Origin of the sequence: Chelatococcus composti, from assembly GCF_014201415.1 — a bacterium.
Lineage (GTDB): Bacteria > Pseudomonadota > Alphaproteobacteria > Rhizobiales > Beijerinckiaceae > Chelatococcus_A > Chelatococcus_A composti.
The window spans coordinates 315,414-340,980 of record NZ_JACHEH010000001.1 but is presented as its reverse complement, the minus strand read 5'-3'; the positions used below and the strand labels follow the sequence as shown (position 1 = coordinate 340,980).

Here is a 25,567-nt window from a genome sequence, read left to right as displayed (position 1 = left end):
CCCTCATCCGTTCGGAAGGTTGCGCGCCAGAGCCTCGAGCGTCGCCATACGCACGGCAACCCCCATCTCGACCTGCTCGCGGATGAGGGACTGGGCGCCGTCGGCAACCTCCGAATCGATCTCCACGCCCCGGTTCATAGGGCCGGGATGCATGACGAGCGCGTCGGGCTTGGCATAGCTCAGCTTTTCGCGGTCAAGGCCAAAGTAGCGGAAATACTCCTTCACCGACGGCACGAAGGAGCCGTTCATGCGCTCGCGCTGCAGGCGCAGCATCATGACGATGTCGGCGTCCGCGAGTCCCCGGCGCATGTCGGTGTAAACCTCGACGCCGAAACGCTCGATCCCCGCAGGCAGCAGTGTCGAGGGTCCCACGCAGCGCACGCGCGCTCCGAGGGCCTGCAACAGAATGATGTTGGAGCGCGCCACGCGCGAGTGCAGCACATCTCCGCAGATGGCGACGATGAGCCCCTCGATCCGCCCCTTGTTGCGGCGGATAGTCAGCGCGTCGAGCAGGGCCTGCGTCGGATGCTCGTGGGCGCCATCGCCCGCATTGATGACGGCACAATCGACCTTGCGGGCGAGCAGATGCACCGCCCCGGCGGCGTGATGACGCACGACGATGATGTCCGGCCGCATCGCATTGAGCGTCGCCGCGGTATCGATCAGCGTCTCGCCCTTCTTCACCGAGGAGGAGGCGACCGACATGTTCATCACATCGGCGCCCAGGCGCTTGCCCGCGATCTCGAAGGAGGACTGGGTGCGCGTCGACGGCTCGAAGAAGAGATTGATCTGCGTGCGGCCACGCAGCGTGGTGCGCTTTTTCTCGACCTGCCGGCTCACCTCGACGGCCTCGTCGGCCATGTCGAGCAACGCGGTGATGTCGAGCGGCGAAAGTCCCTCGATCCCCAGCAGGTGGCGATGGGGAAAGCTCGGGCGGGGAGCGATGGTGGCTGTCATCTTGAAGCCACCGCTATAGGCGGAGTCGCGTCCTTCGGCAACACGCCCGCCACGCCCCATGCACATTCGCCCCTGGCCCCCGGCAGGCCAAAGGGGGAACCAGCCGCCACCCGAGACGTTTGTTTCCGGGGCGAAAAGGAGATCAAGAATGACCCGCCTACCTTATCTGCTCGCGTCCGCTTTCCTCATCGCGGGCATTACGGGCGCCGCGGCGCAGACGACCGTGATCGAAACGACGCGGCCGACGATCGAGATCGCGCCGGAGCAGGAGACCGTCGTTCGCCGTTACGTGATCGAGCGTCGCCAAGCACCGATCGTGCTGGAGCGCGAGGTCACGGTGGGCGCCCAACTGCCGCCGGATGTGGTGCTCCACGACTTTTCCCCCGAGATCGTTGAGGCGTCTCCGGGCCTGCGGGACTATGAGTATGTGACCACCGAGAACGAGATCCTGGTGGTCGACCCGTCGACGCGCCGGGTTGTGCGCGTTCTCGAGGCGGTCGACTGACATCACAGCCCTCCCGACACGGGGGTCCCGTGGCTCGCGGAGGACCGGCGGCCCTGTCGCCGGTCCTGCCGTTTGCAAGGCTGGCGCCTTGACTTCCGCCGCGGAATGCTGCATCTCCCGGGCCGAACGGCCGGACGACTCCGGCCCTTTTGGTTTTCGCGACGGGCTTGCCGCAGCAGCCCCGCCTGAAGAGGTGCCGCCATGGCCAAGGCTACGACGATCAAGATCAAGCTCGTCTCGACCGCCGACACGGGCTATTTCTACGTGACGAAGAAGAACACGCGCACGATGACGGACAAGTTCGCCATCAAGAAGTACGACCCCATCGCGCGCAAGCACGTCGAGTTCAAGGAAGCCAAGATCAAGTGATCTGGGCCGGGACCGGCGGCCGAAGGCGGATGCGCCCGCCGGCCGCGGTCCTGGGCACCAACAAAAAAGGCGCCCATCGGGCGCCTTTTTCGATTCCGGCTGGATGTAAAGACCGCTCTGGCCTGAAAGCAGGTGGCCGGCCGGAAGCGGATTCGAGGAGGCCACGTAACCGCTTCCGTGCCGGCCGAACCCCACGGGACCCAGGAGATGCGGCGGACCTGAGCATCCGTAGGGAAACTGTCTTGCGAGGTCACAACCCTCGCTCGCCCACAACCTACATCCGCGGCGCCAGAATGCAATCGTGGAAATCGCGCGACGAGTGCAAACCTGCGTGCACGGTTAAGGACGCCTCCCTGCCCGTCATGCCGACTCTCCCGCGGCGACCACCACGCGGTTGCGGCCCTCCGTCTTCGCCTGGTAGAGCGCCCTGTCCGCCCGCTTGAAGAGCGCATGCACCGAGTTGTCACTGGGCAGGAGGCTGGCGACCCCGATGGACGCGGTCACGTCAAGCGAAATCTTGCATCGCGGAACAACGAAGGGCTCTTCCTCGATGCGTGTCCTGACCCGCTCGGCGACCGCCTCGGCGGCTTCAAGCGGCGTACCCGGCACGATGACGACGATCTCCTCGCCACCGTAGCGGCAGACGGTGTCGATGCCACGCGTATGGGTCTGCACGCGGCGGGCAAACTCGCGCAGCACCTCGTCGCCCACATCGTGGCCGTAGGTGTCGTTGATCAGCTTGAAGCGGTCGATATCGAGGATCAGCAGCGACAGCTTCTCGCCCCTCTCCCGAGCCTGGGTGAAGGCAGTGCGCAGCTTCCCGTCGAAATAGCGGCGGTTGTAGAGGCCCGTCAGCGGATCGAGCACCGCAAGGGCGAGAGACGCCTGTACGCTGGCCCGCAGGCTGTCGGCATAGCGCTTGCGCCGCACCTGTGTGCGCACGCGCGCCACAAGCTCGCTGTGCTCCACCGGCCGCAGCAGATAGTCGTGCACGCCAATGTCGAGCCCGCGCAGGATCGCAGGGCGCTGGCTCTCGTCCGCCACCATCAGCACGACTGCGTTGCGTGACCGCTCCATCACGCGCAGGTTGCTGCACAGGCGCAGCCCGTCAGCCCCGGCGAGACCGAGGCTGACGATGAAGACATCAAAATCCTCGTCCCCGACCCGCGCCAGCGCCTCCGCCGGGGTCTGGACCACATGGACGGCATGATCGACGGCGAGCGCCTGCTGCATCTGCGCCGCTGCTTCCGGCCGATCCTCCACGATGAGAATCTGCGCGTCGCGCCCCGTCTCGTTCGTGGCGCCCGCCAGTGGATCCTCGACGATGCCGAGCCCGCGCGAGGCCAGCACCCGGTTGCGCAGCTCGTCCGTGAGCGTCTTGAGGCGCACGAGGCTGCGCACGCGCGCGATGAGCGCAAGGTCGTCCACCGGCTTCGTCAGAAAGTCGTCCGCCCCAGCCTCGAGCCCGCGCAGCCGGTCGCTCGGCTCGTCGAGTGCCGTCACCATGATGACGGGGATGTGGGCCGTGGCCGGATCGCTCTTGAGCCGCCGGCACACCTCCAGGCCGTCCATGCCCGGCATCATGACGTCGAGCAACACGATGTCGCACAGGCTCTCGGCGCAGAGCGCCAGCGCCTGTGGGCCGTTCGAGGCGGTGAGAACCTCAAAATACTCCGCCGTCAGCCGCGCCTCGAGCAGCTTCACATTGGTTGGCGTGTCGTCAACGACGAGAATCCGAGCGGTCATGACGGCAGAAGGAGTTCAGGCGGCGTCGAGGTAGTTTCTTACGGTCTCGAGAAACTTCGCGACCGAAATTGGTTTGGAGAGATAGGCCTCACAGCCGCCTTCGCGAATACGTTCCTCATCGCCCTTCATGGCGAAGGCCGTGACCGCGATGACGGGAATCGTCTTCAGCTCCTCGTCCTGCTTCAGCCATTTCGTCACCTCGAGGCCGGAGACCTCGGGCAGCTGGATGTCCATGAGGATCAGGTCGGGCCGGTGCGCGCGGGCGATTTCCATCGCCTCGACGCCGCTGGCGGTCTTCAGCGTCGCATAGCCGTGCGCCTCGAGGAGGTCGCTGAACAGCTTCATGTTCAGGTCGTTGTCTTCGACGATGAGAACGGTCTTCGGCATATGCGACGCCTCTTGCGCGGCGGGCCCGCTCCATCCGCGGGGGACAGGCGGGCTCTCACTTCCTTGTCGATCAATGCTAGAGATAGCAGCCCACCCGTTGATGAATGGCAAATCTGATCCACGAAATGCGGCCGAACAAGTCTCTGTCCGCAGCCCAAGCGGAAAATTGCGCCATTGCCGCCCTCTCCTTTCTGGCGGCGGATCCAGAGCGGCTCGGCCGCTTCCTCGCCCTGACCGGCCTCAGCCCTGAAAATATCCGCGCGGCGGCGGCCGAGCCGCATTTCCTCGCCTCGGTGCTGGATCATCTGCTGGCTGACGAATCCCTTCTGCTCGCCTTTGCCGCCAACAACGCCCTCGCCCCCGAGCATGTGGCCCTTGCAAGGGCTGTGCTTGATCCGCACACGGCTCCCCGGCCATGACGAGGCCCGCGGCCGCCGATTGCCGAACGCCCGGGGCCGTCTGATGATGCTGTTCCGTCGGATACGGGGCGGATAGGGAATTTCGACCATGGCCGGCGCGTCGAACATCTTCTGCCGCGACTGCCTGACCCTGACGGCGCCGGTGCGCCCACGCTGTCCCGCCTGCGGCAGCCCGCGTGTGCTCTCCCATCCGGAGCGGGACAGGCTCTCCATCGCCCATGTGGACTGCGACGCCTTCTACGCCACCATCGAGAAGCGCGATGCACCGGAGCTGCGCGACAAGCCGGTCATCGTCGGCGGCGGCAAGCGCGGCGTCGTCTCCACGGCCTGCTATATAGCCCGTACCTACGGCGTGCGCTCGGCCATGCCGATGTTCAAGGCCCTGCAGGCCTGCCCCCATGCGGTGGTGATCAAGCCGGACATGGAGAAATACGCCCGCGTGGGGCGCGAGGTCCGCCGCATGATGCTGGAGCTGACGCCGCTCGTTGAGCCGCTGTCGATCGACGAGGCCTTCCTCGACCTGACGGGTACCGAGCGCCTGCACAAGGCAAGCCCGGCCATCACGCTCGCCCGCTTCGCACAGCGGGTGGAAAAGGAGCTCGGCATCACCATCTCCGTCGGCCTGTCGGTCAACAAGTTCCTCGCCAAGATTGCGTCGGACCTCGACAAGCCGCGCGGCTTTTCCATCATCGGCGAGGCAGGCGTGGATTCCTTCCTCGCCGGCAAGCCCGTGTCCATCATCCACGGCATCGGTGCGGCGACGCAGGAGCGTCTGGCGCGCGCGGGCCTCAGGACCATCGACGACATCCGGGCGCGCGACCCGGGCGAGATCGTCGCGCTCGTCGGCAAGGACGGCCTGAGGCTGCACCGCCTCGCGCACGGCATCGACACCCGCAAGGTCGACCCGGTGCGCGAGACAAAGAGCATCTCCGCCGAGACAACCTTCAACCACGATATCAGGGATGTGGAGACGCTGACGCCGATCCTCTGGCGCCTCACGGAGAAGCTGTCGTTCCGCCTGAAGAAGGCAGGCTTCGCAGGCCGCAGCGTGACGCTGAAGCTCAAGACCGCCGACTTCCGCACGCGGACGCGCTCGCGCTCCGGCTTCCCGCCGACGCAGCTCGCCCGCCGCCTCTTCGACATCGCAGCGCCCATGCTGGCGAGCGAATGCGACGGCACCGCCTTTCGCCTCATCGGCATCGGCGCCTCGGACCTGTGCGATGCCGCGCTCGCCGACACCGGCGACCTCGCCGACACAGAATCGGTGCGCCTTGCGCGGATGGAGCGGGCCGTCGACAATCTGCGCGAGCGTTTCGGCAAGGCGGCCGTCGTGCGCGGCATCGGCTTTGCCGCCGACGCGATGCGGCCGGCGGACAAGAAGGACGACAGCCGTCGCTGACAGCGGCCCGCTCAGGGCGTGTCACAAGGGTGCGTTTCCAGCATTTCGAGCTTCTTCATCTCGCCCTTCAGCGAGAAGTCGCCGTAGTCCAGCACGAGGTCGCGGCTGATTCCGTTCTCGTAAAGCTCGAAGGAGAGCTGGTAGCGCGGCGTGCGCTCGCCCTCTCCCTCCCTGGTGAAATAGCTGATCTTCACCGGCCAGCGCGGCACGTTCCTCAGCGCCTCCTGGCGGGCCGCCTCCTCGAGGCCGTCCACGCTGTCCGCTCCCCTCTGCCGGCCGATGATGGCGAGCGTGTCGTATATTTGCCGGCCGTCGTCAGAGCCGTCGAACACCCGCGCCTCGACCAGCCTTTCGCCGGCCTTGGCCGCAGCGATGATGCGCTTCAGGTGCTCGGTCGGAAAAAGCACGTCGCCGTCGAGGGAAAAGTGGTCGCGCCTGGGAGCGCGGGTGCGCACAACGAGACTGTCCCCCGTCCCGCGCTCCGCCTGGCCGTCAACGAGCTTGGACGGCGCGCCGCTGAAGGTCGATTCGGTCTTGAAGGTGAAACTGGCGCCCTTGCCGTCCTCGAAGGTGGTGGTGCGCAGGTCGGACGTGCGCTGGCCGATGTCGCCACCTTCGAGCACCGTCACCTGGCGATAGGTCAGGGCGTAGCCCTCGCAGCTGTTGCCGGTGAAGGAGAAGGCCACGCGCCCGCGCGCCGCCTCCACGCCGCGCGAGCTGCTGCTCGAGAGCAGGGAGAGGTCGTAGACGACCCGATGCGGCGCAAGCGGCATCGTGGACGAGCCCGCCGCGGCGGATCCGAGGCTCAAGCCGATGGCCAGCAGCGTGCCGAGACAAACCTTCATGCTACTCTCCACTGACACGACCCGCCGACATCGCTGCGTCGCAGCGTTCCGATTAGACGGCTGACCGCCCCTGCCGGTCAAGGCAACTGAGATCGCGTATGCCGTAACATCAGGCTCACGAATGGCATGGACAGCCGCGCGCAGGGGGCCTCGACCGCGGGAGACTTGCGGCGGGAGGGAGGATCGGCAACAACCTTGGCCGGTAGACGCGCCCGGGCCGGGCGATGCATCCACACTCGGAGACAAATGATGAGCAACATCGAAGCCGTCCTCGCCGAGCTCGGCGTCACACTGCCGACGCCGGCTGCCCCCGTCGCGAACTACCTGCCCTATGTGCGCACGGGCAATCTCCTCGTCATTTCCGGCCAGCTCTGCCTCGGCCCCGACGGCAAGCTCGCCGACGCCCACAAGGGCAAGCTCGGCGCCGAGGTCTCGCCCGAGACGGGCAAGGAAGCCGCCCGGCTGTGCGCCATCAACGTGCTCGCCCAGGCCCGTGCGGCGCTCGGCGACCTGTCGCAGATCAAGCGCTGCGTGCGCCTCGGCGGCTTCATCAATGTCACGCCCGATTTCGCCGGCCTCGCCGGCGTGATGAACGGGGCCTCCGACTTCATGGTCCAGGTGCTCGGCGAGACGGGGCGTCACGCCCGCTCTACGGTCGGCGTTGCCGAACTTCCGCTCGACGCCTGTGTCGAGGTCGAGGCCATGTTCGAAGTCGCCTGAGGATCGACACATGCCCGCCCCCTCCTGGCTTACCGCCCAGCCCGTGGCACATCGTGGGCTCCACGTGGTCGCCGACCGCGTGCTCGAGAACACGCCCGGCGCGGCCCGCGCTGCCATCGCGCGCGGCTTCGCCATCGAATGCGATGTGCAGCTCACGGCCGACGGCGAGGCCGTCGTGTTCCACGACTTCACGCTTGACCGCCTCACCGGCGAGAGCGGGCGCGTCGACGCCCGCACGGCCTCCGCGCTGGCATCCATCCCCTTCCGGGACAGCGATGACCGCATCCCCACACTTGGAGAATTCCTCGACCTCGTCGGCGGCCGCGTGCCCGTGGTGGTGGAGATCAAGAGCGGCTTCGACGGCAACCTCGCCCTCACCCGACGCGTCGCGCAGGTGATCGCGGGTCGTGATGATCCGATCGCGCTGATGTCCTTCGACCCGGCCATCGTCGAGGCGCTGGCCGAGCTCGCGCCCGGGCGCCCGCGCGGCATTACGGCGGAAGCTAACTACGACCACGGCGAATGGGCGCGGCTGCCAGCCGAGACGCAGAGGAGCCTCGGCCACCTCCTGCACATGGAGCGCACGCGACCCGATTTCATCGCCTGGCACGTCAAGGACCTGCCGCACGCGGCGCCCAACATGGCGCGCTATTTTGGCATGCCCGTGCTGACCTGGACCGTGCGTACGCCCGAGGATCGCGAAGCGGCCGCGAAATACGCCGATCAGATGATCTTCGAGGGTTTCGTGCCCTGAGGCCCTACCGGCTGGCAGCCGGCGCGCATAACTTAGCGGCATGAGCCCTTCCGCGAGATGCCGCAGCCGATGACGACGCAAGCCGACGACGACGCGGGCCTCACCGTCCGTGTCGCCCCCTCCATTTCCGCCATCGTCGCTGCGGACTGGGATGCCTGCGCCAATCCGCGCCCCCTCGCCGGCACGCCTTACGCAAGAAATGAGCAAACGCCGGCAAGCGACTCACCAGACTCAGCTTTCCTGATTTCAGGCCAAGCCGCCTGTGCTGCCAGCGACAGCGGAAACGTTGACTCTCCGCCTCAGCAAGATCCGTATAACCCATTCATTTCACACGCATTTCTGTCATCACTTGAAGATTCTGGGGCGGTCGGCGGGCGGACGGGATGGACGCCCCTGCACCTTGTCGTCGAAGGCGCTGACGGCACCGTACGGGCGGTGGCGCCCTGCTACGGCAAGTCCCATTCGCTCGGCGAATATGTCTTCGACCACGGCTGGGCCGAGGCCTTCGAGCGCGCCGGCGGACGCTATTATCCGAAGCTGCAGGTGGCCGTCCCCTTCACGCCGGCAACAGGCCGGCGCCTGCTCGTGCGCCCGGGCCCCGGCGCGGAGACGGCGCGGCGCGGCCTCGTCGCCGGCCTCAGGGCGCTGCGGCGGGAAATCGACGCCTCCTCAGTCCATGTCACCTTCCTGCCGCAGGAGGAATGGCACTTCCTGGCCGAAGAGGGCTTCCTCCTGCGCACCGACCGGCAGTTCCACTGGGCGAACGAGGGCTACCAGACATTCGAGGACTTTCTCGCTGCCCTGTCGGCCCGCAAGCGCAAGGCGATCCGCCGCGAGCGGCGGGATGCCCTCGCCGCCGGCATCACCGTCGAGCTGCTGACCGGCAGCGACCTCACCGAAGCCCACTGGGACGCCTTCTTCGCCTTCTATCAGGACACGGGCTCGCGCAAATGGGGCCGCCCCTACCTGCCGCGGGCCTTCTTCTCCCTAGTCGGCGAACGCATGGCGGACAGGATCCTGCTCGTCATGGCCCGGCGTGACGGCCGCTACATCGCCGGCGCCCTCAACTTCATCGGCGAGAGCACGCTCTATGGCCGCAACTGGGGCGCCATCGAGCATCACCCTTTCCTGCACTTCGAGCTCTGCTACTACCAAGCGATCGACTTCGCCATTCGCCACGGCCTCGCCCGCGTGGAGGCGGGGGCGCAGGGCGAGCACAAGCTGGCCCGCGGCTACCGGCCCACCCTCACCTATTCGGCCCACGACATCGCCCATCCCGGCCTGCGCCGGGCGGTAGCGGACTATCTGGAGCGCGAGCGCGCCGCCATCGCCGCCGAGGTCGAGGTCCTCGCCGAGGAGCTGCCGTATCGGCACAGCGGCACCGGCGACGCTTGACGGCGAAGAACCCGCCCGCCAAACCTTCCCCCCAACCGGTGATCCACGAGGATGGCATGAGCAGCTACGATTCCAACAACGTCTTCGCCAAGATCCTGCGCGGCGAACTGCCCTGCGAGCGCGTCTACGAGGACGAACATACGCTCGCCTTCATGGACATCATGCCGCGAGCCGACGGCCATGTGCTCGTCATCCCGAAAACCCCTGCCCGCAACATCCTCGACATCCCCGCGGAGGATCTCGCCCGGCTGGCCGTGAGCGTGCAGAAGGTGGCGCGAGCGGTGAAGAAGGGCATGGCTGCCGAGGGTCTCACCATCCAGCAGTTCAACGAGAGCGCCGGCGGCCAGGTGGTGTTCCACCTCCATGTCCACATCCTGCCGCGCTGGAAGGATGTGCCCCTGCGGCCGCACACCGGCGAGATGGCGCCAGCCGAGACGCTCAAGGCCCACGCCGAGCGTATCCGCCGCGCCCTGGCGGAAGGCTGATCCTTCTCGCGCCCGCCTTTCGGGGCAAGCCCCGCGTCAGCCTGCCGCGCGAGAATGATGGCATTGTTCCGTGCCATTTTTCTCGACGAGGTGACACGTGCTGCCTCGAGTTTGGCTCCACCGCTTTTCCATTCGGGTACGGATCGCCGCCCTGAGTCTTGCCGCTCTGGTCGGCTATGCTGTGATCGGCACCATCTATACTGCGAGCAACGCCCAGATCGAGGCCGCGCTCGCCGACAAGGACGCCTACGCCGCCCTCGCCCAGGCCGCCGAGCAGTTCCGCGCGGCGACGCTGCGGGTCGAGGGCGACGTCAAGGACTATCTGCGTGTGCGTACCGACGTCGCGGCGCGTAAGTTTCACGACGACGCTAAACGGGCCGGCGAGGCCCTGGCGGCCCTACGTGCCCAGCCAACAGCCGGCGATCTCGCCGCGAGTATCGAGGAGCTCGGCAAGACGCTCGCCTCGGTGCAGTCCTCCTTCAACACAGTCGCCGAGCTGGTGCAGGAGCTCGGCGCCACCGCCGAGGATGGGCTGGGCGGCGAGATCGACGCCACCGCGAAGGCCATGGAACGGTCGCTCAGCGAATTCGCCCGCGACAATCCCGATCCCGAGGTCAACAGGCTGCTCATCGCGGTGGACCAGCTGCGCCGGGCGGAACGCGAGTTCCTGCTGACGAGCGGCGACACCGAGCGAGGCCGCCTCGAGATCGCCCTCGGCCGCATCGAGCGCCTCGTCGCCCGGGCCGAGACGCTGACGCCCGAGGTGCGCACTCTCGTGCAGGAGAAGCTCTCGGACTACCGCGCCAAGATGGACAGCTGGCAAGAGAAGCGCGACCGCCTCGTGCGTGTTGGCGACCAGCTCGCCCTCTCCGCCGACGTCATCGATCCGGCCGTCTCCACCATCGTGCAGGCTGCGGCCGACGGTTCGAGCGCCGCGACGCAGCGCCTCCAGCGCATCGCGAGCAAGACGACCAATATCGTGCTGGTGACGATTGCCGCGTCCGCAGTGGTTGGCCTTGCCCTGTCGTGGATCATCGGCCGCAGCATCAGCCGCCCGCTTGACGGCCTGGCGCAGACCATGCAGCGCCTTGCAGCCGGGGACACGAGTATCGACATTCCCGCCGTGCCCGGGCGCAACGAGATCGCCCGCATGGCGGCGGCGGTCGCCGTCTTCCGTGACAACGCCGTCGAGCGCGACGCCCTGAGCGCACGCGAGGCGGAGGAGCAGGCGCGGCGGGACGAGCGCGCCGCCCAGATCGAGGCGATGATCGCCCGTTTCGAGGCCACGGCGAAGGCCGGCCTCGTAGAGGTGCGGAAGGCGGCGGCTGAGCTGCGCTCGGCCTCGGACGCTCTCGATGCCATGTCACGCGAGGCCGCGGGGCGCATCACGCAGGCCGACGGTGCCGTCGCCGTCGCATCCGACAACGTGTCTTCGGCCGCCGCGGCGACAAGCACCCTTGCCGAATCGATCGACCGCATCATCGAGGAGGCGAACCGCTCGACCTCCATCGCCGGCCAGGCCCGCGACCGGGTGGCAGAGACAGTGGAGACTGTCCAGAACCTTGCCACGGCCGCTGACCGCATCGGCGAGGTGGTGCAGCTGATCCTCTCCATCGCCAACCAGACAAACCTGCTCGCGCTCAACGCGACGATCGAGGCCGCGCGGGCCGGCGAGGCAGGCAAGGGGTTCGCTGTGGTCGCCTCCGAGGTGAAGACCCTCGCCAGCCAGACCGCCTCTGCAACGGAGGAGATCCGCAGCCAGATCGGCGCCATCCAGTCCGTATCCGACATGGCCGTCGACGCCATCAGCAATGTCAACGAGATCATCGTGAAGATGGCGGCGATGGCAGGGACGGTGTCGGATGCCGTGCGCGAACAGGAGCGTGTCGTGCGCGCCCTCGCCGACAATGTCGACAGGGCGTCGGGCGAGGCCGCCAACGGCGCCGGCGCGATGAAAAGCGTCGCCGAGGCCGCAGAGGCGACCCGGGCAGCTGCCCGCGATGTCGACGCCCTCGCCGACCGCCTGGCCGACCAGACGGAAACAATCGAGCGCGCGATCTCGGCCTTCCTGGCGGACGTGCGCGCCGCCTGACGCTGCCTGAGCGGCGCGGCGGCCTCAGCGCAGGAGGTCGCCGCTCGCCACGGCCTTGATCAGAGTCCGGGCGGGGTCACTCACCTGGTCCCAGACGAGCGACCCGAGGAAAAAGCTGATCAGCACGATGATCGGCAGGAAGAACCAAGACATCACTTCTTCGGCGCGCTGGCGGCGACGCCGGCGCTCCCGTCTACGCTGAAACCAGCTTGCCACCTTCAACCCCTGACGAGCGGGACCTTGGGCACGGTGCTGACCGGCGCAGGCAGGTTGCCCTTGCCGCCCCGCCCGCCGGTTTCACCGCCGCCCGACTTGCGGCCTTTCTGCACCTTTTTGGCAGGCTTTGTCGAGGCGCGCGTCACGCGGCGGCGTTTGGCGGCATCGGCCACGTCCTTCTCCGGCTTCGGCGTCACTGGCCCTTCCGGATATTCGAAGCCGAGGCTGCGCGTGCCTGTCTCGTCCGTGACGACGACCACACGCACGGCACCGCCGTTCCGCAGCCGGCCAAACAGCACCTCGTCGGCGAGCGGCGTCTTGATCGTGCTCTGGATGAGCCGCGCCATCGGCCGGGCCCCCAGCGCCTCGTCATAGCCATTGTCCACCAGCCACTCGCGCGCCTCGTCACTGAGCTCGATGGTGACGTTGCGGTCGGCAAGCTGGGCCTCGAGCTGAAGGACGAACTTGTCGACCACCTTCGCCACCACCTCCTTCGGCAGGTGCCCGAAGGAGATGATTGCGTCGAGACGGTTGCGGAACTCCGGCGCGAAGAGACGGTTGACTGCCTCCTGATCGTCGCCCTCGCGCTTGGTGCGCGTAAAGCCGTAGGCCGGCCGGGCAAGGTCGGCCGCACCGGCGTTTGTCGTCATGATGAGGATGACGTTCCGGAAATCGACCTGCTTGCCATTGTGGTCGGTCAGCTTGCCGTGATCCATGACCTGCAACAGGATGTTGAACAGGTCCGGATGGGCCTTCTCGATCTCGTCGAGCAGCAGCACGCAGTGCGGGTGCTGGTCGACGCCGTCAGTCAGCAGGCCGCCCTGGTCGAAACCGACATAGCCGGGCGGCGCGCCGATGAGGCGCGATACCGTGTGCCGCTCCATGTACTCCGACATGTCGAAGCGCAGCAGCTCGACCCCCAGCGTCGTGGCCAGCTGACGCGCCACCTCCGTCTTGCCAACACCCGTCGGGCCGGCGAAGAGATAGCAGCCGATGGGCTTCTCGGCATCGCGCAGGCCGGCGCGGGCGAGCTTGATGGAGGCCGCGAGCGCCTCGATGGCACGATCCTGCCCGTAGACGACGCGCTTCAGCGTTTCCTCGAGGTTCTTGAGCACCTCGGCGTCGTCCTTCGACACCGTCTTGGGCGGGATGCGCGCCATGGTGGCGATCGTCGCCTCGATCTCCTTGACGCCGATCGTCTTCTTGCGCCTGCTCTCGGGCAACAGCATCTGCGACGCGCCGGTCTCGTCGATGACGTCGATCGCCTTGTCCGGCAGCTTGCGGTCGTGGATGTAGCGGCTCGAGAGCTCCACCGCCGCCTTGATGGCATCGTTGGTGTAGCGGAGCTTGTGGAACTCCTCGAAATAGGGCTTCAGCCCCTTGAGGATGGCGATGGCGTCCGGGATGCTCGGCTCGTTGACGTCGATCTTCTGGAACCGGCGCACAAGGGCCCGGTCCTTCTCGAAGTACTGGCGGTACTCCTTATAGGTGGTCGAGCCGATGCAGCGCAGAGTGCCGGAGGCGAGCGCTGGCTTGAGGAGATTGGACGCGTCCATCGCCCCGCCGGAGGTCGCGCCGGCGCCGATCACCGTGTGGATCTCGTCGATGAAGAGGATCGCGTCAGGGTGCTGCTCGATCTCCTTCATCACCTGCTTGAGGCGTTCCTCGAAATCGCCGCGATAACGGGTGCCCGCGAGCAGGGTTCCCATGTCGAGGGCGAAGACCGTCGCATCGGCCAGCACCTCCGGCACCTCGCCCATCACGATCTTGCGGGCGAGCCCCTCGGCGATGGCCGTCTTGCCGACACCGGGGTCGCCGACGAGCAGCGGATTGTTCTTGTGGCGGCGGCACAGCACCTGGATGGTGCGCTGGATCTCGGCATCGCGGCCGATGAGCGGATCGATCCGCCCCTCGCGTGCCTTTCTGTTCAGGTTGACGCAATAGGCCTCAAGCGCGTCGCCCTTCTTCTTGCGCTGGCCCTCGGTCTCGTCGGTGCTCGACGAACGCCCCTCGCTCTCCTCGTCCACCCCGCGCGGCGTGCGCGGCTCGGACAGCCCGGCCCGCTTGGCGATACCGTGGCTGATGTAGTTGACGGCGTCGTAGCGCGTCATGTCCTGCTCTTGCAGGAAGTAGGCGGCATGACTCTCGCGCTCGGCGAAGATAGCGACGAGCACGTTGGCGCCCGTCACCTCCTCGCGGCCGGAGGACTGCACATGGATCACCGCCCGCTGGATGACGCGCTGGAAACCGGCGGTCGGCTTCGATTCCTCCCGACCGTCGGCGATGAGATTGGTCAGCTCAGTGTCGACATACTCGATGAGATTGCGGCGCAGCAACTCGAGGTCGACGTTGCAGGCGCGCATGACGGCAGCCGCGTCCTGATCGTCGACAAGGGCGAGCAACAGATGCTCGAGAGTCGCGTATTCGTGGCGACGCTCGTTGGCAAAGGCCAAGGCCCGATGCAGCGCCTGTTCGAGACTGCGGGAGAAAGTGGGCAAAAGGGTCTCTCCCCTATTTCTTTTCCATCACGCACTGCAGCGGATGCTGATGCTGCCGTGCGAAATCCATGACCTGGGTGACTTTGGTCTCGGCGACTTCATAGGTGAAGACGCCGCATTCACCGACGCCGTTCTGGTGCACGTGGAGCATGATCCGGGTGGCGTCTTCCCGGGGCTTGTTGAAGAAGCGCTCCAGCACGTGCACCACGAACTCCATCGGCGTGTAGTCGTCGTTCAGCAGCAGCACGCGGTACATGTTGGGCCGCTTGGTACGCGGCTTGGTCTTCGTAAGAAGCGCCGAACCCGGACCATCGTTCCCCTGCGAGGGACGCAATCCACCACGCCGGCGCTCCGTCATGCCCGTCGTCTGCCCCACGGTCCGCTCGTCCAGCTTCACAGTCCCTGTCGGCATCGTGTCCGCAACTGATCCCGCGCTTGATCCCTCACGCCCAAGATCGGGCGCCCGACTAATCTAATGCCCACCGTGCTGCTTCGCCAGTGCATGGCGTACCGTACGGAGATCAAAAAGCATCGACGCTGGCGACACACGGCCGACTGCGGCGGCACAGCCAACGGAAAAACGGAAAGCGGACATGAAAAGGCCCGGCATCGAGCCGGGCCAGTCGGGAGGATAGAAATCTCAACCGGCAGCAAACGCTGCCGCCGGTCTCACTTGCCGGCGCTCGCGCCCGTCTGCGCGCGAGCGTAGAGGCTCTCGTAGGGCTTCACCGCCTCCTTGGCGAGGTCGGCATAGAGCTCACCGAGCTTGGTCGTCTGGGCGACCAGATTCTCGTAGGTGCTCTTGAGATAGGCCGACTGGATCTCGAAGGCCTTGTCGAGCGTCTTGGCACCGGCGAGCTTCTCAACCGCGGCAGTTCCCTGCTCGAAGCTCTTCTTCGAATAGTCGGCAAGCTCCACGGCGATCGCCTGGGCCCCCTTGGAGACGGCGCCGAAAGCCTTCATGGCGACGTCCATCTGTTCCTTACCGAGTTTCTGCAGATCGTCAAACTGAGCGAACATGTCCTCTTCGGCGTCACCCGACGCCGCCCCTGAGCTGGCCGGAGACACGTCCGGCGTGACTGGAAACCGCCTGCTGAAGCCGGTCAGCTTCATATATGTGCATTGCACAATGAATGTCAACCGCCTTGTTGCGGTGCAACATGGGCATGATGGCCGATTTAACGCATCCGTAACCGCGTCGACCTAGCGTTGTTGACAGTGACCCGCCGGTGACTGGCTCGACGATCCGGCGAGGAAGGAAAAGTTAGGCGTCTGATGTCGGGGACGGACAGATGAACATGCGTTGCGTATCGGCCCGGTGGCGGCGATGGGGCGCCGCCCTGGGCGTAGTCGGGCTTGCTGCGTCGCTCGGCCTCCTGCCATCGGCTCCGGCCATGGCCAAGAAGCGGGCTCCCGAGCAATATAGCCCGCCGTATGCGGCCATCGTCGTCGACGTCAAGACCGGCAAGACGCTGCACGCCGTCAATGCCGACGCCCCGCGCATTCCCGCGTCCATCACCAAGGTGATGACGCTTTATCTGCTTTTCGAGCAACTCGAGGCCGGGCGGCTGCGTCTTGACACGCCGCTCAGGGTCTCTGCGTACGCCGCCGCCCAGGCTCCCTCCAAGCTCGGACTCAAGCCCGGCTCCACCATCTCGGTGGAGGATGCCATCCTCGCCATGGTGACGAAATCGGCCAATGACGTCGCCATGGTCGTGGCCGAGAACATCGGCGGCTCCGAGCGCGCCTTCGCGCAGATGATGACGCGCAAGGCCCGCGCGCTGGGCATGAACCGCACCACCTTCTACAACCCGCACGGCCTGCCCTCGTCGCCCTCCAACATCACGACGGCGCGCGACCTCGCCATCCTCGGCCAGGCCATCCAGGACCGTTTCCCGCGCTACTACAGCTATTTCCAGCGGCGCAGCTTCACCTTCGCGGGCCGCACCCATGCCAACCACAACAGGCTGCTCGGCCGCGTCGATGGCGTCGACGGCATCAAGACCGGCTTCACCCGCGCCTCCGGCTTCAACCTGCTCACCTCGGCCAAGACGAGCACCCGCCACATCGTCGCCGTCGTGCTCGGCGGCCGCTCGGGCCCGCACCGCGACCAGATCATGGCCAGCCTCGTCGAAAACAATCTGCCGCGTGCCTATGCCGGCGCCCGGCGGACGGCGCCCATCACCGACCGGGCACCGGCGCCGAAGCCGGTCAGTGTCGCCAGCGCCGAGGAAGTGAACAGCACGGCGTCGATCCCGCATCCCGCACGGCGGCCGGAGCCCGCCGGCGCCCCGCTCGACCTCACCAGCATCCGGCCGGTCGTCGCCTCCGCTGCGGGCTCCGCCGCCACGCCCTCGTCCGGCCAGTGGTCCACGGGCCCGCAGCCTGTACCACGCGCCGGCACCCAGGTGGCCTCGGCAGCGCCGGTCGCCGTCTCGGCCATCGCCGATCTGGAAAAGAAGCAGGCGGTGGAGGAGCCAAAGAAGCAGGCCGCGGAAGAGACGAAGGATTCTACTCCCTCCCGCTCGGCCGGTTGGGTGATCCAGCTTGCCGCGACCGGAGACGAGGCGCGCGCCCGCGACATCCTGAGCGAGGCCCGCCGCAAGTCCCGCGACCTCCTGTCGAAGGCCTCGCCCTTCACCGAGAAGTTCGTCAAGGACGGCACCACCTACTACCGCGCTCGCTTCTCGGGCTTCGACCCGGACAGCGCCCAGGCCGCCTGCAAGACCCTCAAGAAGCGCGGCTTCTCCTGCTTCGCCACGCGCGGCTGAGCCGCGCGAGAATGGGCGGGCCCGCTCGCAGGTCCGCCAGTCCCCAACGTCAAACGCCGCATTCGGTCGGAGTATCAGCGATGTCGGCTCAAGAGGATGTCCTTGGCCTGATTTACCCGCGCGGCCAGATAGGTCGAGCCCCCTTGATCGGGATGGAGTTTCTTCATGAGCGTGCGGTGCGCTCGACGAATGTCGGCCTCTCCGGCACCCGGCGGAAGGCCGAGCACCTCACGAGCCTCCTCTTCCGTCATCGTTCCCGTGCCCGCCTCGCTGCGGCTCCGCGCGTGAGCATCGCCATCAGCGTCTACACGCCAGGCGGGAAACCGGCGGTCGAGATAAGCCTCTAGGAGGCGCGCACCGTCCATGTCGCGGGCGAGGCACTCGCGACGCAGCGCCAGCAGCTCCTCCTGCCCCAGCCCTGACAGGGCGCGGCCTTCCAGCGGGCCGGCGAGGACCGTCCCCTCCATTTCGCCGCTCGCGTGATCGAGCTCCATTTCGACCATCACCGAACGCACCCGCGACACGCGGGGCGCCCCGCCGCCGGCAGAGCCAGACCGAGACCCCGGCCAGGATCCCGGCCAGGTCCGTGGGTTGGCATAGCTGCCGCCGGGCAGGCCGAGCAGCCACCAGCCGAGGCCGGCGAGCCCCAACGCCATGTCGAAGCGGCCGCGAATGAGCAGAACGGCCGCCAGCGCCAGCGCCCCCCAGCCGCCGGCCTTGCGCAACACCTTGGCCAGTGTCTTGGCGTCCGCGTTCGCATAGCTGTGCCCGAGCCACCACAGGAACACGAGCGCCAGAAGTCCCAGAGCAAGTGCAATCACCGCTTGCCACCCATCGCGGTCAGCAGTCCCTTCACCACGCCGCCATCACGCTCGGCTAGCCGCTGCAGCGCCGGCAGGCCGCCCGAGGCATAGGCTGCCGCGCCGCGCAGCAGAGCCCCGAGCGTTGCGGCCGCGCCGCTGTCGAAGCGTGCATAGGCCCCGCCGGTAAGGCGGGACAGTTCCTTGAACACCTGCGTTACCACCGCGTCATGCCCCTCCTGGAAAGCGAAGATGCGCACGCCGAGCAGGCCAAGCTCTCCGGCAAGGGCGCAGAGGGCATCCGCATCCTCCTCCACGGCATCGCCAACCAGCACAAGTACCTTCGCCCCACTGCGCGATACCTCCTTGCGCGCATGTGCGAGCACGCGGCCGATCTGTGTCAGTCCACCGCGGCACTCGATGCGTGTCATGAGCGCGGTCAGCGCATCCGGATCGGATACCCAGCGCGACGCCCGGCACTCGCCGTATCCACGGAAGTAGACGAGCTGCACGCCAAGGCCACCACCGGAGAGTGCCGTGTCGAACATCTCTGCCTGCAGCCGGCAGGCAAGGTCCCACGTCGGCTGCCGGCTCATGGTGGCGTCGAGCGCGAAGATGAGGCGGCCGGCCGGCTGGGCAGGCGTGGCGACCGCCCTCGCCTTTTCGAGGAACGCGTCAACATCGCGCGAGGTGCTGACGCCCGGCACAGATGACCCGCACTGCGCCAGGGTCCTGTCGCGGCCGTCCCGCTTGTCGTCGCCCATGGCCGGGCTGCCTCCCTTCTTATTCGGTCTTCATGTGGCGCGCACCCGCGTCCTTGCAAGCGGGGCGCTCCCGCGAGCTTCTGTGCGCCGCAACATGGCCGTTGGCGGCGCAGCGTCGCTTTGCTACAGGCAGAAGCTATGCACGGCGGCCAAGACCGGGCAAGGAGGGAACGAGGGCATGGACAGGGTCGCAACGGTCGATACGGTCAGGGGATTGCGCGAGGCGGTCGCATCCTGGCGCGCGGCGGGCAAGCGCGTGGCGCTGGTGCCGACCATGGGGGCGCTGCATGAGGGGCACCTATCGCTGGTCGACCGCGCGCGCGAGCTGGCCGACCGGGTCGTCGTCTCCATCTTCGTCAACCCGACCCAGTTCGCCCCGAACGAGGACTTCTCGAAGTATCCCCGAACGCTGGACGAGGATTGTGCGAAGCTCGCCGGCCGCGCCGACCTCGCGTATACGCCGCTTCTGGAGGAGATGTATCCGGCCGGCTTCGCCACCACCGTGAGCCTTGCCGGCCCGGCCGCCGTGGGCCTCGAGGATGCCTTCCGCCCCACCCACTTTGCGGGCGTCGCCACCGTCGTCGCCAAGCTGCTCCTGCAGGCCCTGCCCGACGTCGCCGTCTTCGGCGAGAAGGACTACCAGCAGCTCAAGGTCGTTGCCCGCATGGCGCGCGATCTGGACCTTACGGCCGAGATCGTCGGCGCGCCGACGGTGCGCGAGGCCGACGGCCTCGCCCTCTCCTCACGCAACCGTTACCTCTCGCAGGAGGAACGGGCCCTCGCGCCCACGCTGTATCGCACGCTGCAGGATTGCGCCGCGCGCCTGCGCGCCGGCGAGGATGCCGCGACCGTCATGGCGGCCGGCGAGGCGGCCCTGGCTACAGCCGGCTTTGCGGTGGACTATCTCGCCCTGCGCGATGCCGAGACGCTCGCCCCCGTCAGTGGACTTGCCGCACCCGCCCGCCTGCTTGTTGCCGCGCGGCTCGGGGTAACCCGGCTCATTGACAACATTGCCGTCTGACAGCCACCACGCGCACGTAAAAGCCGTTCCTGATCAGGAACTTGAACCCATCAGCGGAATCATTTTCGGAACAGTGTCAGTGCAGCCTGCGGCGTTCTTGAGCGTCCTCATAGGCCGCCCACGCGAGGAGGAGGTCGCCGCCGACGCCTTCGTCGGCAAGGTTGCGACTGATGGTGGTAAAGAGCGTTTCGGCCCTCGACCAGTCGCGGGCGAACGGCATCGCCCCTTCAGGTCCTCCTTCGAGCCGCGCCGCGGCATAGTGCTCCAGCAGCGCCTCGCGCTCGGCAAAGGCAAAGGCGGCGACGACCGTGCGGAAAACGCGGCCCGCCTCAATCTCGACCTGGCCTGTATCGCGCTGGCGCGGACGCACGAGATAGCCTTCCGCCCGCTCGTCAATTTCAAAGGACCGCACGGCCCCTTCTGCGACACCGATCAGCATGAGCGCCTCCATCGGCCAATCTCATGCATCAACGATGCCAGATGGGTCGTGCCAAAGCGGTGCGGGCGCGCACCGGTTCACAAAAGACCGAGCGAGGCAAGCTCCCGCCTGAGTTCCTCGGGCATCTCGGCCCCAGTCTCGCTGCCGCCCCCGAGATCGGGCGGCGCATCCTTGGCGGCGAGATAACGCCAGCCCTGGAAGGGACGGAAGGGCCGCGGCACGACAGGCACCACCACCGGCTCCATGACGAGATGGCAGCGTGAGATGCCCTCGCCGTCGGTGAAGGGACGAATATCGAGCAGCCGCTGGCGGCAGCAGACCTGTCCCTTGATGACCCAGTAGAGCGATCCGCCATCGAGGATCTCGTCGATGCGCTTGGGCACCATGCGCGTCGTGTGGAGTTGCTCCTGCGGCAGGTTCTGCCGCCGGCGCTCGCGCATGCGCTCCTCGATCCACTCCTCGAGGTCGCGGATGGATTCTGCCCCGACGCAGAGCTTGATGAGATGGAGGGCCATGGCCCACTATCTAGCGCCGCCACGGCACGAGGCAACGGGCACGGCGCACGGGACGGGGGATAACGGGAGGGAGCGAAGGCCGGTCCATGCGCACAGGCCCTACCAGGCGCCGGGACGCTATGTCGCCGCCTCCTCTGCCGCGATGACGATCAGCCGCGCCCCTTCGCCCACCTGGGCGCCGGGCTCCGCCGCAATCTCCGTCACGGTGCCGGCGCAGGGCGCGACGAGCACGTGCTCCATCTTCATCGCCTCGACCACGGCGAGCCGGTCGCCCTTCTCCACCGCATCGCCAACCGCGACGAAGACAGCGACGAGCTTGCCGTGCATCGGAGCTTTGACGAGCCCGTCGCCGTCCATGTGCTCGAGATCGACGGCGAAGGGATCGTAGAGGCGCACGCTCGTCTGCCGCCCACTGGCGAGGACGAGCATCGCATCCTCCGCCTCCACGAGCGTCAGATCGTGCTCACCCTCCGGCACCGGATGGCCGGGGAAGGAAACGGCCGGCCCTTCCGGGCCGTATTCCAGCACCGCCTCCACCCGCTCGCCCTCGACAATGAGCGGCAGGCCAGTGCGCCGCTTCCCGACGAGCTGGAAGCCGTCGTCCACCCACCAGCCGCCCGCCTCCTCGTCCCGCAGGGACGACGAGGAGGAGAAGGCGATGCGCTCGCTCTCGCGGTTGACGAGGGCGAGCGCGCCAGCCGCCGCGGCCGCCGGGTCGAAGCCGCGCGGCACGGCGCCCAGCGCCTCGATGTTGCGATCGATGAAGCCGGTGTCGAAACGCCCCTCGCGGAACTCCGACGCCCCGCACAATGCCTTGAGGAAAGCGAGGTTGGTCTTCGGGCCCGCGACCGTCGTGGCGCCGAGCGCCCCGGCCAGCCTGTCGAGCGCCTCGGCGCGCGTCGGGGCGTGGGCAATGACCTTGGCAATCATCGGGTCGTAGAACGGTGTCACCGTGTCCCCCGCGGCAACGCCGGTGTCGATGCGGATGCCCTCGCCCTCACCGAAATCGAGCGCCCAGAGCTTGCCGGTCGAGGGAAGGAAGCCCTTTTCGGGATCCTCGGCATAGAGCCGGGCCTCGACCGCATGGCCGTCTATGGCGAGATCCTCCTGGGTGAAAGGCAGCGCCTCGCCGGCGGCCACGCGGAATTGCAGCTCGACGAGGTCGAGGCCGGTGATCGCCTCCGTCACGGGATGCTCCACCTGCAGCCGCGTGTTCATCTCCATGAAGTAGAAGCGGTCGGGCCGCAGGCCCTCGCGGCCGTCGGCGATGAATTCCACCGTGCCGGCCCCGACATAGCCCACGGCCCGCGCTGCCTCGGTCGCTGCCCGCCCCATGGCAGCGCGCATCTCCTCCGTCATGCCCGGCGCCGGCGCCTCCTCGATCACCTTCTGGTGGCGGCGCTGCAGGGAGCAGTCGCGCTCGAAGAGATGCACGACGTTGCCATGCGTGTCGGCAAAGATCTGGATTTCAATGTGCCGGGGCGACAGTACGTATTTTTCGACGAGCACGCGCGGATCGCCGAAGGCGCTCTGGGCCTCGCGCTGGGCGCTCGCAAGCGCCGCATCGAAGTCGGCCACCTTGTCAACGCGCTTCATGCCCTTGCCGCCACCGCCGGCTACGGCCTTGATGAGCACCGGATAGCCGATCTCGTAGGCCTTCTGGCGCAGGAAATCAGGCTCCTGCCGGCTGCCGTGGTACCCGGGCACCACCGGCACGCCCGCCTTCTCCACGAGCGCCTTGGCCGCGTCCTTCAGCCCCATGGCGCGGATGGCGGATGCCGGCGGGCCGACGAAGACGATGCCGTTCGCCGCACAGGCCTCGGCGAACTCCGCCCGCTCGGAGAGGAAGCCGTAGCCCGGATGGATGGCGGCGGCGCCGGTCTTCCTGGCCACGGCGATGATGCGGTCGACGAGGAGGTAGCTCTCCGCCGCCGGAGCGGGGCCGATGCGATGCGCCTCGTCCGCCATGTGCACGAACATGGCATCGGCGTCCGCGTCGGAATAGACGGCGATGGTGCGCATGCCGAGCCGTCGCGCCGTGCGGATGATGCGGCAGGCGATCTCGCCGCGGTTGGCGATGAGGACGCTGTCGAGCACGAGTCACCTCTCTCGGTCACGGAGCGCGCCGGTGCGCCCGGCGGCAGATCTTGTCGCTGTCGCAGCCAACAGACCATAGCCTGCCCGAGGGCGCCATGCCGCAAAGCGCGGCATCCGGCCTTGGCATCCGTGCGGGGGCGGCGCCCTCGCCCTCACCGCGTCGCGGGGCTGAAGCGCGCAACGAGCTGGTGACGCTCGCCCGGATAGGTCAGGGTGACCGCCGTGATCGGCGTGCCTGCCTGGAAGGTCCGCCTCGCCACCACGAGGCAGGCGGCCCCGCGGGCGATGGCGAGATGGTGCGCGACGTCCGCCGCGGCATTTTCGGCCCGGATGGTGTGCTCCGCCTCCGTCCAGGGGATCTGCTCGAGCAGCCAGGTGCCCGGCGGCGAGACGGCGAAGGGCTCGCGCGCCGCGGCCGGCACCACGGCGAGGTTGATGAGCCGCTTCTCGTGGACGAAGGGGCACTCGTCGGCGAAGTGCAGCACCGTGATCGCTTCCACTTCGATGACGCCCCTGGCCACGCCGAGCCGCGCAAGATCTTCCGGCCGGGCTCGGCGACGTTCGCGGTCCAGGATCACGTAGCGGTAGGTGCGGCCGGAGCCGGTGATCTCCGCCTTGATATCGTGGACCTCGAGCACGGTCTCTTGCGACTTCGGCGCCGCCACGAAGGAGCCGGAGCGGCGCCGGCGCACCACAAGCCCCGCCGCCGCAAGGGCCGAGAGGGCCTTGTTCACCGTCATGCGCGAGCAGCCGAACTGCGCGACAAGATCATGCTCGGAGGGGACACGGTGGCCGGGCGGCCACTCGCCGGAAAGGATCTTCTCCTCGAGCGCCCGGCGGATCTCGGCGTAGCGCGGCAGGGGTTCGGCGATGCTCACGCTCCGCTCCTATGTCGTCACGAGCCGGGCAAGCGTGCGCCGATAGGCCGCCTCGACCGTCTCGCGCGCCTCGTGGCGGCCGCCCGAGACGACCTGCCGGCCGCCCACGTAGACCCGGTCGAGCACTGCCTTGCCGGCAACAAAGAGATAGGCGTCGAGCCAGCGATCGCCGCGCATCGGTGCAAGGTCGACATGGGCCCCGTCGAGTACCACGATGTCCGCCCGGTGGCCGGGGGCGAGCGCGCCGACGGCGCGGCCGAGCGCACGCGCCCCGCCACGGCAGGCCTCGTCATAAAGTCGGCGGGCCGTCGATTCGCCCTGATGCCGCGCCATGAGGTTGCGCCCGCGCAGCGCCAGGCGCTGGCTGTATTCGAGCTGCCGGAGCTCGCCCGGCGCCGTGATCTCGATGTTGGAATCGCTGCCGACGCCATAGACCCCGCCGTGGCGGACAAAGTCGACGCCAGCGAAGATGCCGTCACCTAGGTTGGCCTCGGTGATCGGGCACAGACCCGCGACGGCGCCTGAGCCCGCGATGCCGGCGACTTCCGCGTCGGTCAGGTGCGTGGCGTGGATGAGGCACCAGCGCCCGTCCACCGGCGCGTTGTCCAGGAGCCATTCGACCGGCCGACGGCCGCACCAGGCGAGGCAGTCCTCCACCTCCTTGGTCTGCTCGGCGACATGGATGTGGATGGGTGCATCGCCGGCGAGCGGCAGGACTGCGGCGAGGCTCTCCGGCGTCACCGCCCGCAGCGAATGCGGCGCGATGCCGATGCGCGCATCGGGCAGCCGGGCCACTGCCTTGCGTGCGCCCTCAAGCAGCGCCGCGAAACGGTCGGGATCATTGAGGAAACGCCGCTGCCCCTCGCCCGCCGGCTGCCCGCCGAAGCCGCCCTGGGCGTAGAACACCGGCAGCAGCGTCAGCCCGATGCCCGTGGCTTCCGCGGCCGCGGCAATGCGCTCGCAGTGCTCGGCCAGATTGGCATAGGGCACGCCGCCGATGGCGTGATGGAGATAGTGGAACTCGGCCACGGCCGTGAAGCCGCCTTCCAGCATCTCGAGGAAGGCATAGGCGGCGATGGCCTCCACGTCCTCCGGCGTCAGGGCACCGAGGAAGCCGTACATCACCTGCCGCCAGGTCCAGAAGCTGTCGCCGGACGGGCCGCGCGTCTCCGCGAGCCCGGCCATGCCGCGCTGGAAGGTGTGGCTGTGCAGGTTGGGCAGGCCCGGCAGCGCGATGGAGCCGCCATAGGCCGCATCCCCCCGCGTGCTGTCGCGCTCGACGGCCGTGATCGTGCCCGCTTCGTGGGTGATCGTGACATTGTCAGCCCAGCCATCGCCGATGAGGGCATGATCGAAGAACAGCTTCTGCATGATCTCTCCCCGTGGCAACGGCTCCGCTCCGCCGAACGGCGCACCCGCACCTGCCGCGCTTCGCGCCCACCTGCTGCGCCCGAGCACAATGGCGGAAACGGCCGCGAAATGCCCAGCGCCGACA

The 25,567-nt window shown here is 67.7% G+C and carries 26 protein-coding genes; 11 read left to right on the top strand and 15 right to left on the bottom strand.

The window, feature by feature from the left end:
* Window positions 1-3: 3 nt before the first annotated feature.
* Entirely contained in the window at window positions 4-957 is a 954-nt protein-coding gene (locus HNQ73_RS01725) for an aspartate carbamoyltransferase catalytic subunit (RefSeq protein ID WP_183331616.1), read from the bottom strand.
* A 148-nt stretch (window positions 958-1,105) separates the two neighbouring features.
* On the opposite strand from HNQ73_RS01725, the gene HNQ73_RS01720 reads away from it, so the two are divergent.
* Together HNQ73_RS01720 and rpmG are read left to right on the top strand one after the other, a co-directional pair.
* Window positions 1,106-1,462: a DUF1236 domain-containing protein gene (locus tag HNQ73_RS01720; RefSeq protein WP_183331614.1), complete on the top strand. Its 357-nt coding sequence runs from the start codon at window positions 1,106-1,108 to the stop codon at window positions 1,460-1,462.
* 201 nt (window positions 1,463-1,663) lie between these two features.
* The gene (gene rpmG / locus HNQ73_RS01715; RefSeq protein ID WP_183331613.1) at window positions 1,664-1,831 is read left to right on the top strand and encodes a 50S ribosomal protein L33; all 168 of its coding nucleotides are present in this window, start codon (window positions 1,664-1,666) and stop codon (window positions 1,829-1,831) included.
* Window positions 1,832-2,191: 360 nt separating this feature from the next.
* On the opposite strand, the gene HNQ73_RS01710 is transcribed toward rpmG, so the two are convergent.
* Both HNQ73_RS01710 and HNQ73_RS01705 read right to left on the bottom strand, forming a co-directional pair.
* On the bottom strand, window positions 2,192-3,577 hold the full coding sequence (locus HNQ73_RS01710) for a PleD family two-component system response regulator (protein WP_183331611.1): 1,386 nt from the start codon (window positions 3,575-3,577) through the stop codon (window positions 2,192-2,194).
* Window positions 3,578-3,592: 15 nt separating this feature from the next.
* Window positions 3,593-3,964: a response regulator gene (locus tag HNQ73_RS01705; protein ID WP_183331609.1), complete on the bottom strand. Its 372-nt coding sequence runs from the start codon at window positions 3,962-3,964 to the stop codon at window positions 3,593-3,595.
* A 104-nt stretch (window positions 3,965-4,068) separates the two neighbouring features.
* On the opposite strand from HNQ73_RS01705, the gene HNQ73_RS01700 reads away from it, so the two are divergent.
* Entirely contained in the window at window positions 4,069-4,383 is a 315-nt protein-coding gene (locus HNQ73_RS01700; protein WP_183331608.1) for a DUF3572 domain-containing protein, read from the top strand.
* Between the two features lie 88 nt (window positions 4,384-4,471).
* Entirely contained in the window at window positions 4,472-5,782 is a 1,311-nt protein-coding gene (locus HNQ73_RS01695; RefSeq protein WP_183331606.1) for a DNA polymerase IV, read from the top strand.
* 11 nt (window positions 5,783-5,793) lie between these two features.
* On the opposite strand, the gene HNQ73_RS01690 is transcribed toward HNQ73_RS01695, so the two are convergent.
* Window positions 5,794-6,627, bottom strand: coding sequence for a cell envelope integrity EipB family protein (locus HNQ73_RS01690; protein ID WP_183331604.1), 834 nt, complete (start codon window positions 6,625-6,627; stop codon window positions 5,794-5,796).
* A gap of 249 nt (window positions 6,628-6,876) precedes the next feature.
* On the opposite strand from HNQ73_RS01690, the gene HNQ73_RS01685 reads away from it, so the two are divergent.
* The 5 genes from HNQ73_RS01685 (at window position 6,877) to HNQ73_RS01665 (ending at window position 12,073) form a co-directional block, all read left to right on the top strand.
* Window positions 6,877-7,347: a RidA family protein gene (locus HNQ73_RS01685; protein WP_183331602.1), complete on the top strand. Its 471-nt coding sequence runs from the start codon at window positions 6,877-6,879 to the stop codon at window positions 7,345-7,347.
* Between the two features lie 10 nt (window positions 7,348-7,357).
* Window positions 7,358-8,101 (top strand): glycerophosphodiester phosphodiesterase family protein, encoded by a 744-nt coding sequence (locus tag HNQ73_RS01680; protein WP_183331600.1) that lies wholly within the window; start codon window positions 7,358-7,360, stop codon window positions 8,099-8,101.
* A gap of 69 nt (window positions 8,102-8,170) precedes the next feature.
* On the top strand, window positions 8,171-9,496 hold the full coding sequence (locus HNQ73_RS01675; RefSeq protein ID WP_244649803.1) for a GNAT family N-acetyltransferase: 1,326 nt from the start codon (window positions 8,171-8,173) through the stop codon (window positions 9,494-9,496).
* Window positions 9,497-9,552: 56 nt separating this feature from the next.
* On the top strand, window positions 9,553-9,981 hold the full coding sequence (locus HNQ73_RS01670) for an HIT family protein (protein WP_183331598.1): 429 nt from the start codon (window positions 9,553-9,555) through the stop codon (window positions 9,979-9,981).
* Window positions 9,982-10,078: 97 nt separating this feature from the next.
* Window positions 10,079-12,073: a methyl-accepting chemotaxis protein gene (locus HNQ73_RS01665; RefSeq protein WP_183331596.1), complete on the top strand. Its 1,995-nt coding sequence runs from the start codon at window positions 10,079-10,081 to the stop codon at window positions 12,071-12,073.
* 24 nt (window positions 12,074-12,097) lie between these two features.
* On the opposite strand, the gene HNQ73_RS18050 is transcribed toward HNQ73_RS01665, so the two are convergent.
* The 4 genes from HNQ73_RS18050 to HNQ73_RS01650 form a co-directional block, all read right to left on the bottom strand.
* Window positions 12,098-12,226, bottom strand: a complete 129-nt coding sequence (locus HNQ73_RS18050) for a hypothetical protein (RefSeq protein WP_276513660.1) — start codon at window positions 12,224-12,226, stop codon at window positions 12,098-12,100.
* A gap of 65 nt (window positions 12,227-12,291) precedes the next feature.
* Window positions 12,292-14,787 (bottom strand): ATP-dependent Clp protease ATP-binding subunit ClpA, encoded by a 2,496-nt coding sequence (gene clpA / locus HNQ73_RS01660; protein ID WP_183331594.1) that lies wholly within the window; start codon window positions 14,785-14,787, stop codon window positions 12,292-12,294.
* 13 nt (window positions 14,788-14,800) lie between these two features.
* Entirely contained in the window at window positions 14,801-15,145 is a 345-nt protein-coding gene (gene clpS / locus HNQ73_RS01655) for an ATP-dependent Clp protease adapter ClpS (RefSeq protein WP_183332191.1), read from the bottom strand.
* 311 nt (window positions 15,146-15,456) lie between these two features.
* A complete protein-coding gene (locus tag HNQ73_RS01650) occupies window positions 15,457-15,807 on the bottom strand; it encodes a phasin family protein (RefSeq protein WP_183331592.1) in 351 nt (116 codons plus the stop codon).
* A 278-nt stretch (window positions 15,808-16,085) separates the two neighbouring features.
* Here HNQ73_RS01650 and HNQ73_RS01645 point away from each other — a divergent pair, with 278 nt between their 5' ends.
* Window positions 16,086-17,558, top strand: coding sequence for a D-alanyl-D-alanine carboxypeptidase (locus HNQ73_RS01645; RefSeq protein ID WP_183332189.1), 1,473 nt, complete (start codon window positions 16,086-16,088; stop codon window positions 17,556-17,558).
* A gap of 74 nt (window positions 17,559-17,632) precedes the next feature.
* On the opposite strand, the gene HNQ73_RS01640 is transcribed toward HNQ73_RS01645, so the two are convergent.
* Together HNQ73_RS01640 and HNQ73_RS01635 are read right to left on the bottom strand one after the other, a co-directional pair.
* Complete coding sequence (locus tag HNQ73_RS01640) at window positions 17,633-18,379, bottom strand: DnaJ domain-containing protein (protein ID WP_183331590.1); 747 nt, start codon at window positions 18,377-18,379, stop codon at window positions 17,633-17,635.
* Window positions 18,376-19,122 carry a vWA domain-containing protein gene (locus tag HNQ73_RS01635; RefSeq protein WP_183331589.1) on the bottom strand — a complete coding sequence of 249 codons (747 nt, stop codon included), beginning with the start codon at window positions 19,120-19,122 and terminating at the stop codon, window positions 18,376-18,378. Before HNQ73_RS01635 ends, HNQ73_RS01640 begins: the two co-directional genes overlap by 4 nt.
* Window positions 19,123-19,300: 178 nt before the next feature.
* Here HNQ73_RS01635 and panC point away from each other — a divergent pair, with 178 nt between their 5' ends.
* On the top strand, window positions 19,301-20,143 hold the full coding sequence (gene panC / locus HNQ73_RS01630) for a pantoate--beta-alanine ligase (RefSeq protein ID WP_183331587.1): 843 nt from the start codon (window positions 19,301-19,303) through the stop codon (window positions 20,141-20,143).
* Between the two features lie 76 nt (window positions 20,144-20,219).
* Here panC and HNQ73_RS01625 read toward each other — a convergent pair whose 3' ends face one another.
* The 5 genes from HNQ73_RS01625 to HNQ73_RS01605 form a co-directional block, all read right to left on the bottom strand.
* The gene (locus HNQ73_RS01625; RefSeq protein ID WP_183331585.1) at window positions 20,220-20,594 is read right to left on the bottom strand and encodes a hypothetical protein; all 375 of its coding nucleotides are present in this window, start codon (window positions 20,592-20,594) and stop codon (window positions 20,220-20,222) included.
* Window positions 20,595-20,659: 65 nt separating this feature from the next.
* Window positions 20,660-21,097, bottom strand: coding sequence for a DUF1489 family protein (locus HNQ73_RS01620; RefSeq protein WP_183331583.1), 438 nt, complete (start codon window positions 21,095-21,097; stop codon window positions 20,660-20,662).
* A gap of 117 nt (window positions 21,098-21,214) precedes the next feature.
* Window positions 21,215-23,194, bottom strand: a complete 1,980-nt coding sequence (locus HNQ73_RS01615) for an acetyl/propionyl/methylcrotonyl-CoA carboxylase subunit alpha (protein WP_183331581.1) — start codon at window positions 23,192-23,194, stop codon at window positions 21,215-21,217.
* 152 nt (window positions 23,195-23,346) lie between these two features.
* Complete coding sequence (hutC, locus tag HNQ73_RS01610) at window positions 23,347-24,072, bottom strand: histidine utilization repressor (RefSeq protein WP_183331579.1); 726 nt, start codon at window positions 24,070-24,072, stop codon at window positions 23,347-23,349.
* Window positions 24,073-24,081: 9 nt separating this feature from the next.
* On the bottom strand, window positions 24,082-25,443 hold the full coding sequence (locus HNQ73_RS01605; protein ID WP_183331577.1) for a formimidoylglutamate deiminase: 1,362 nt from the start codon (window positions 25,441-25,443) through the stop codon (window positions 24,082-24,084).
* Window positions 25,444-25,567 lie beyond the last annotated feature (124 nt).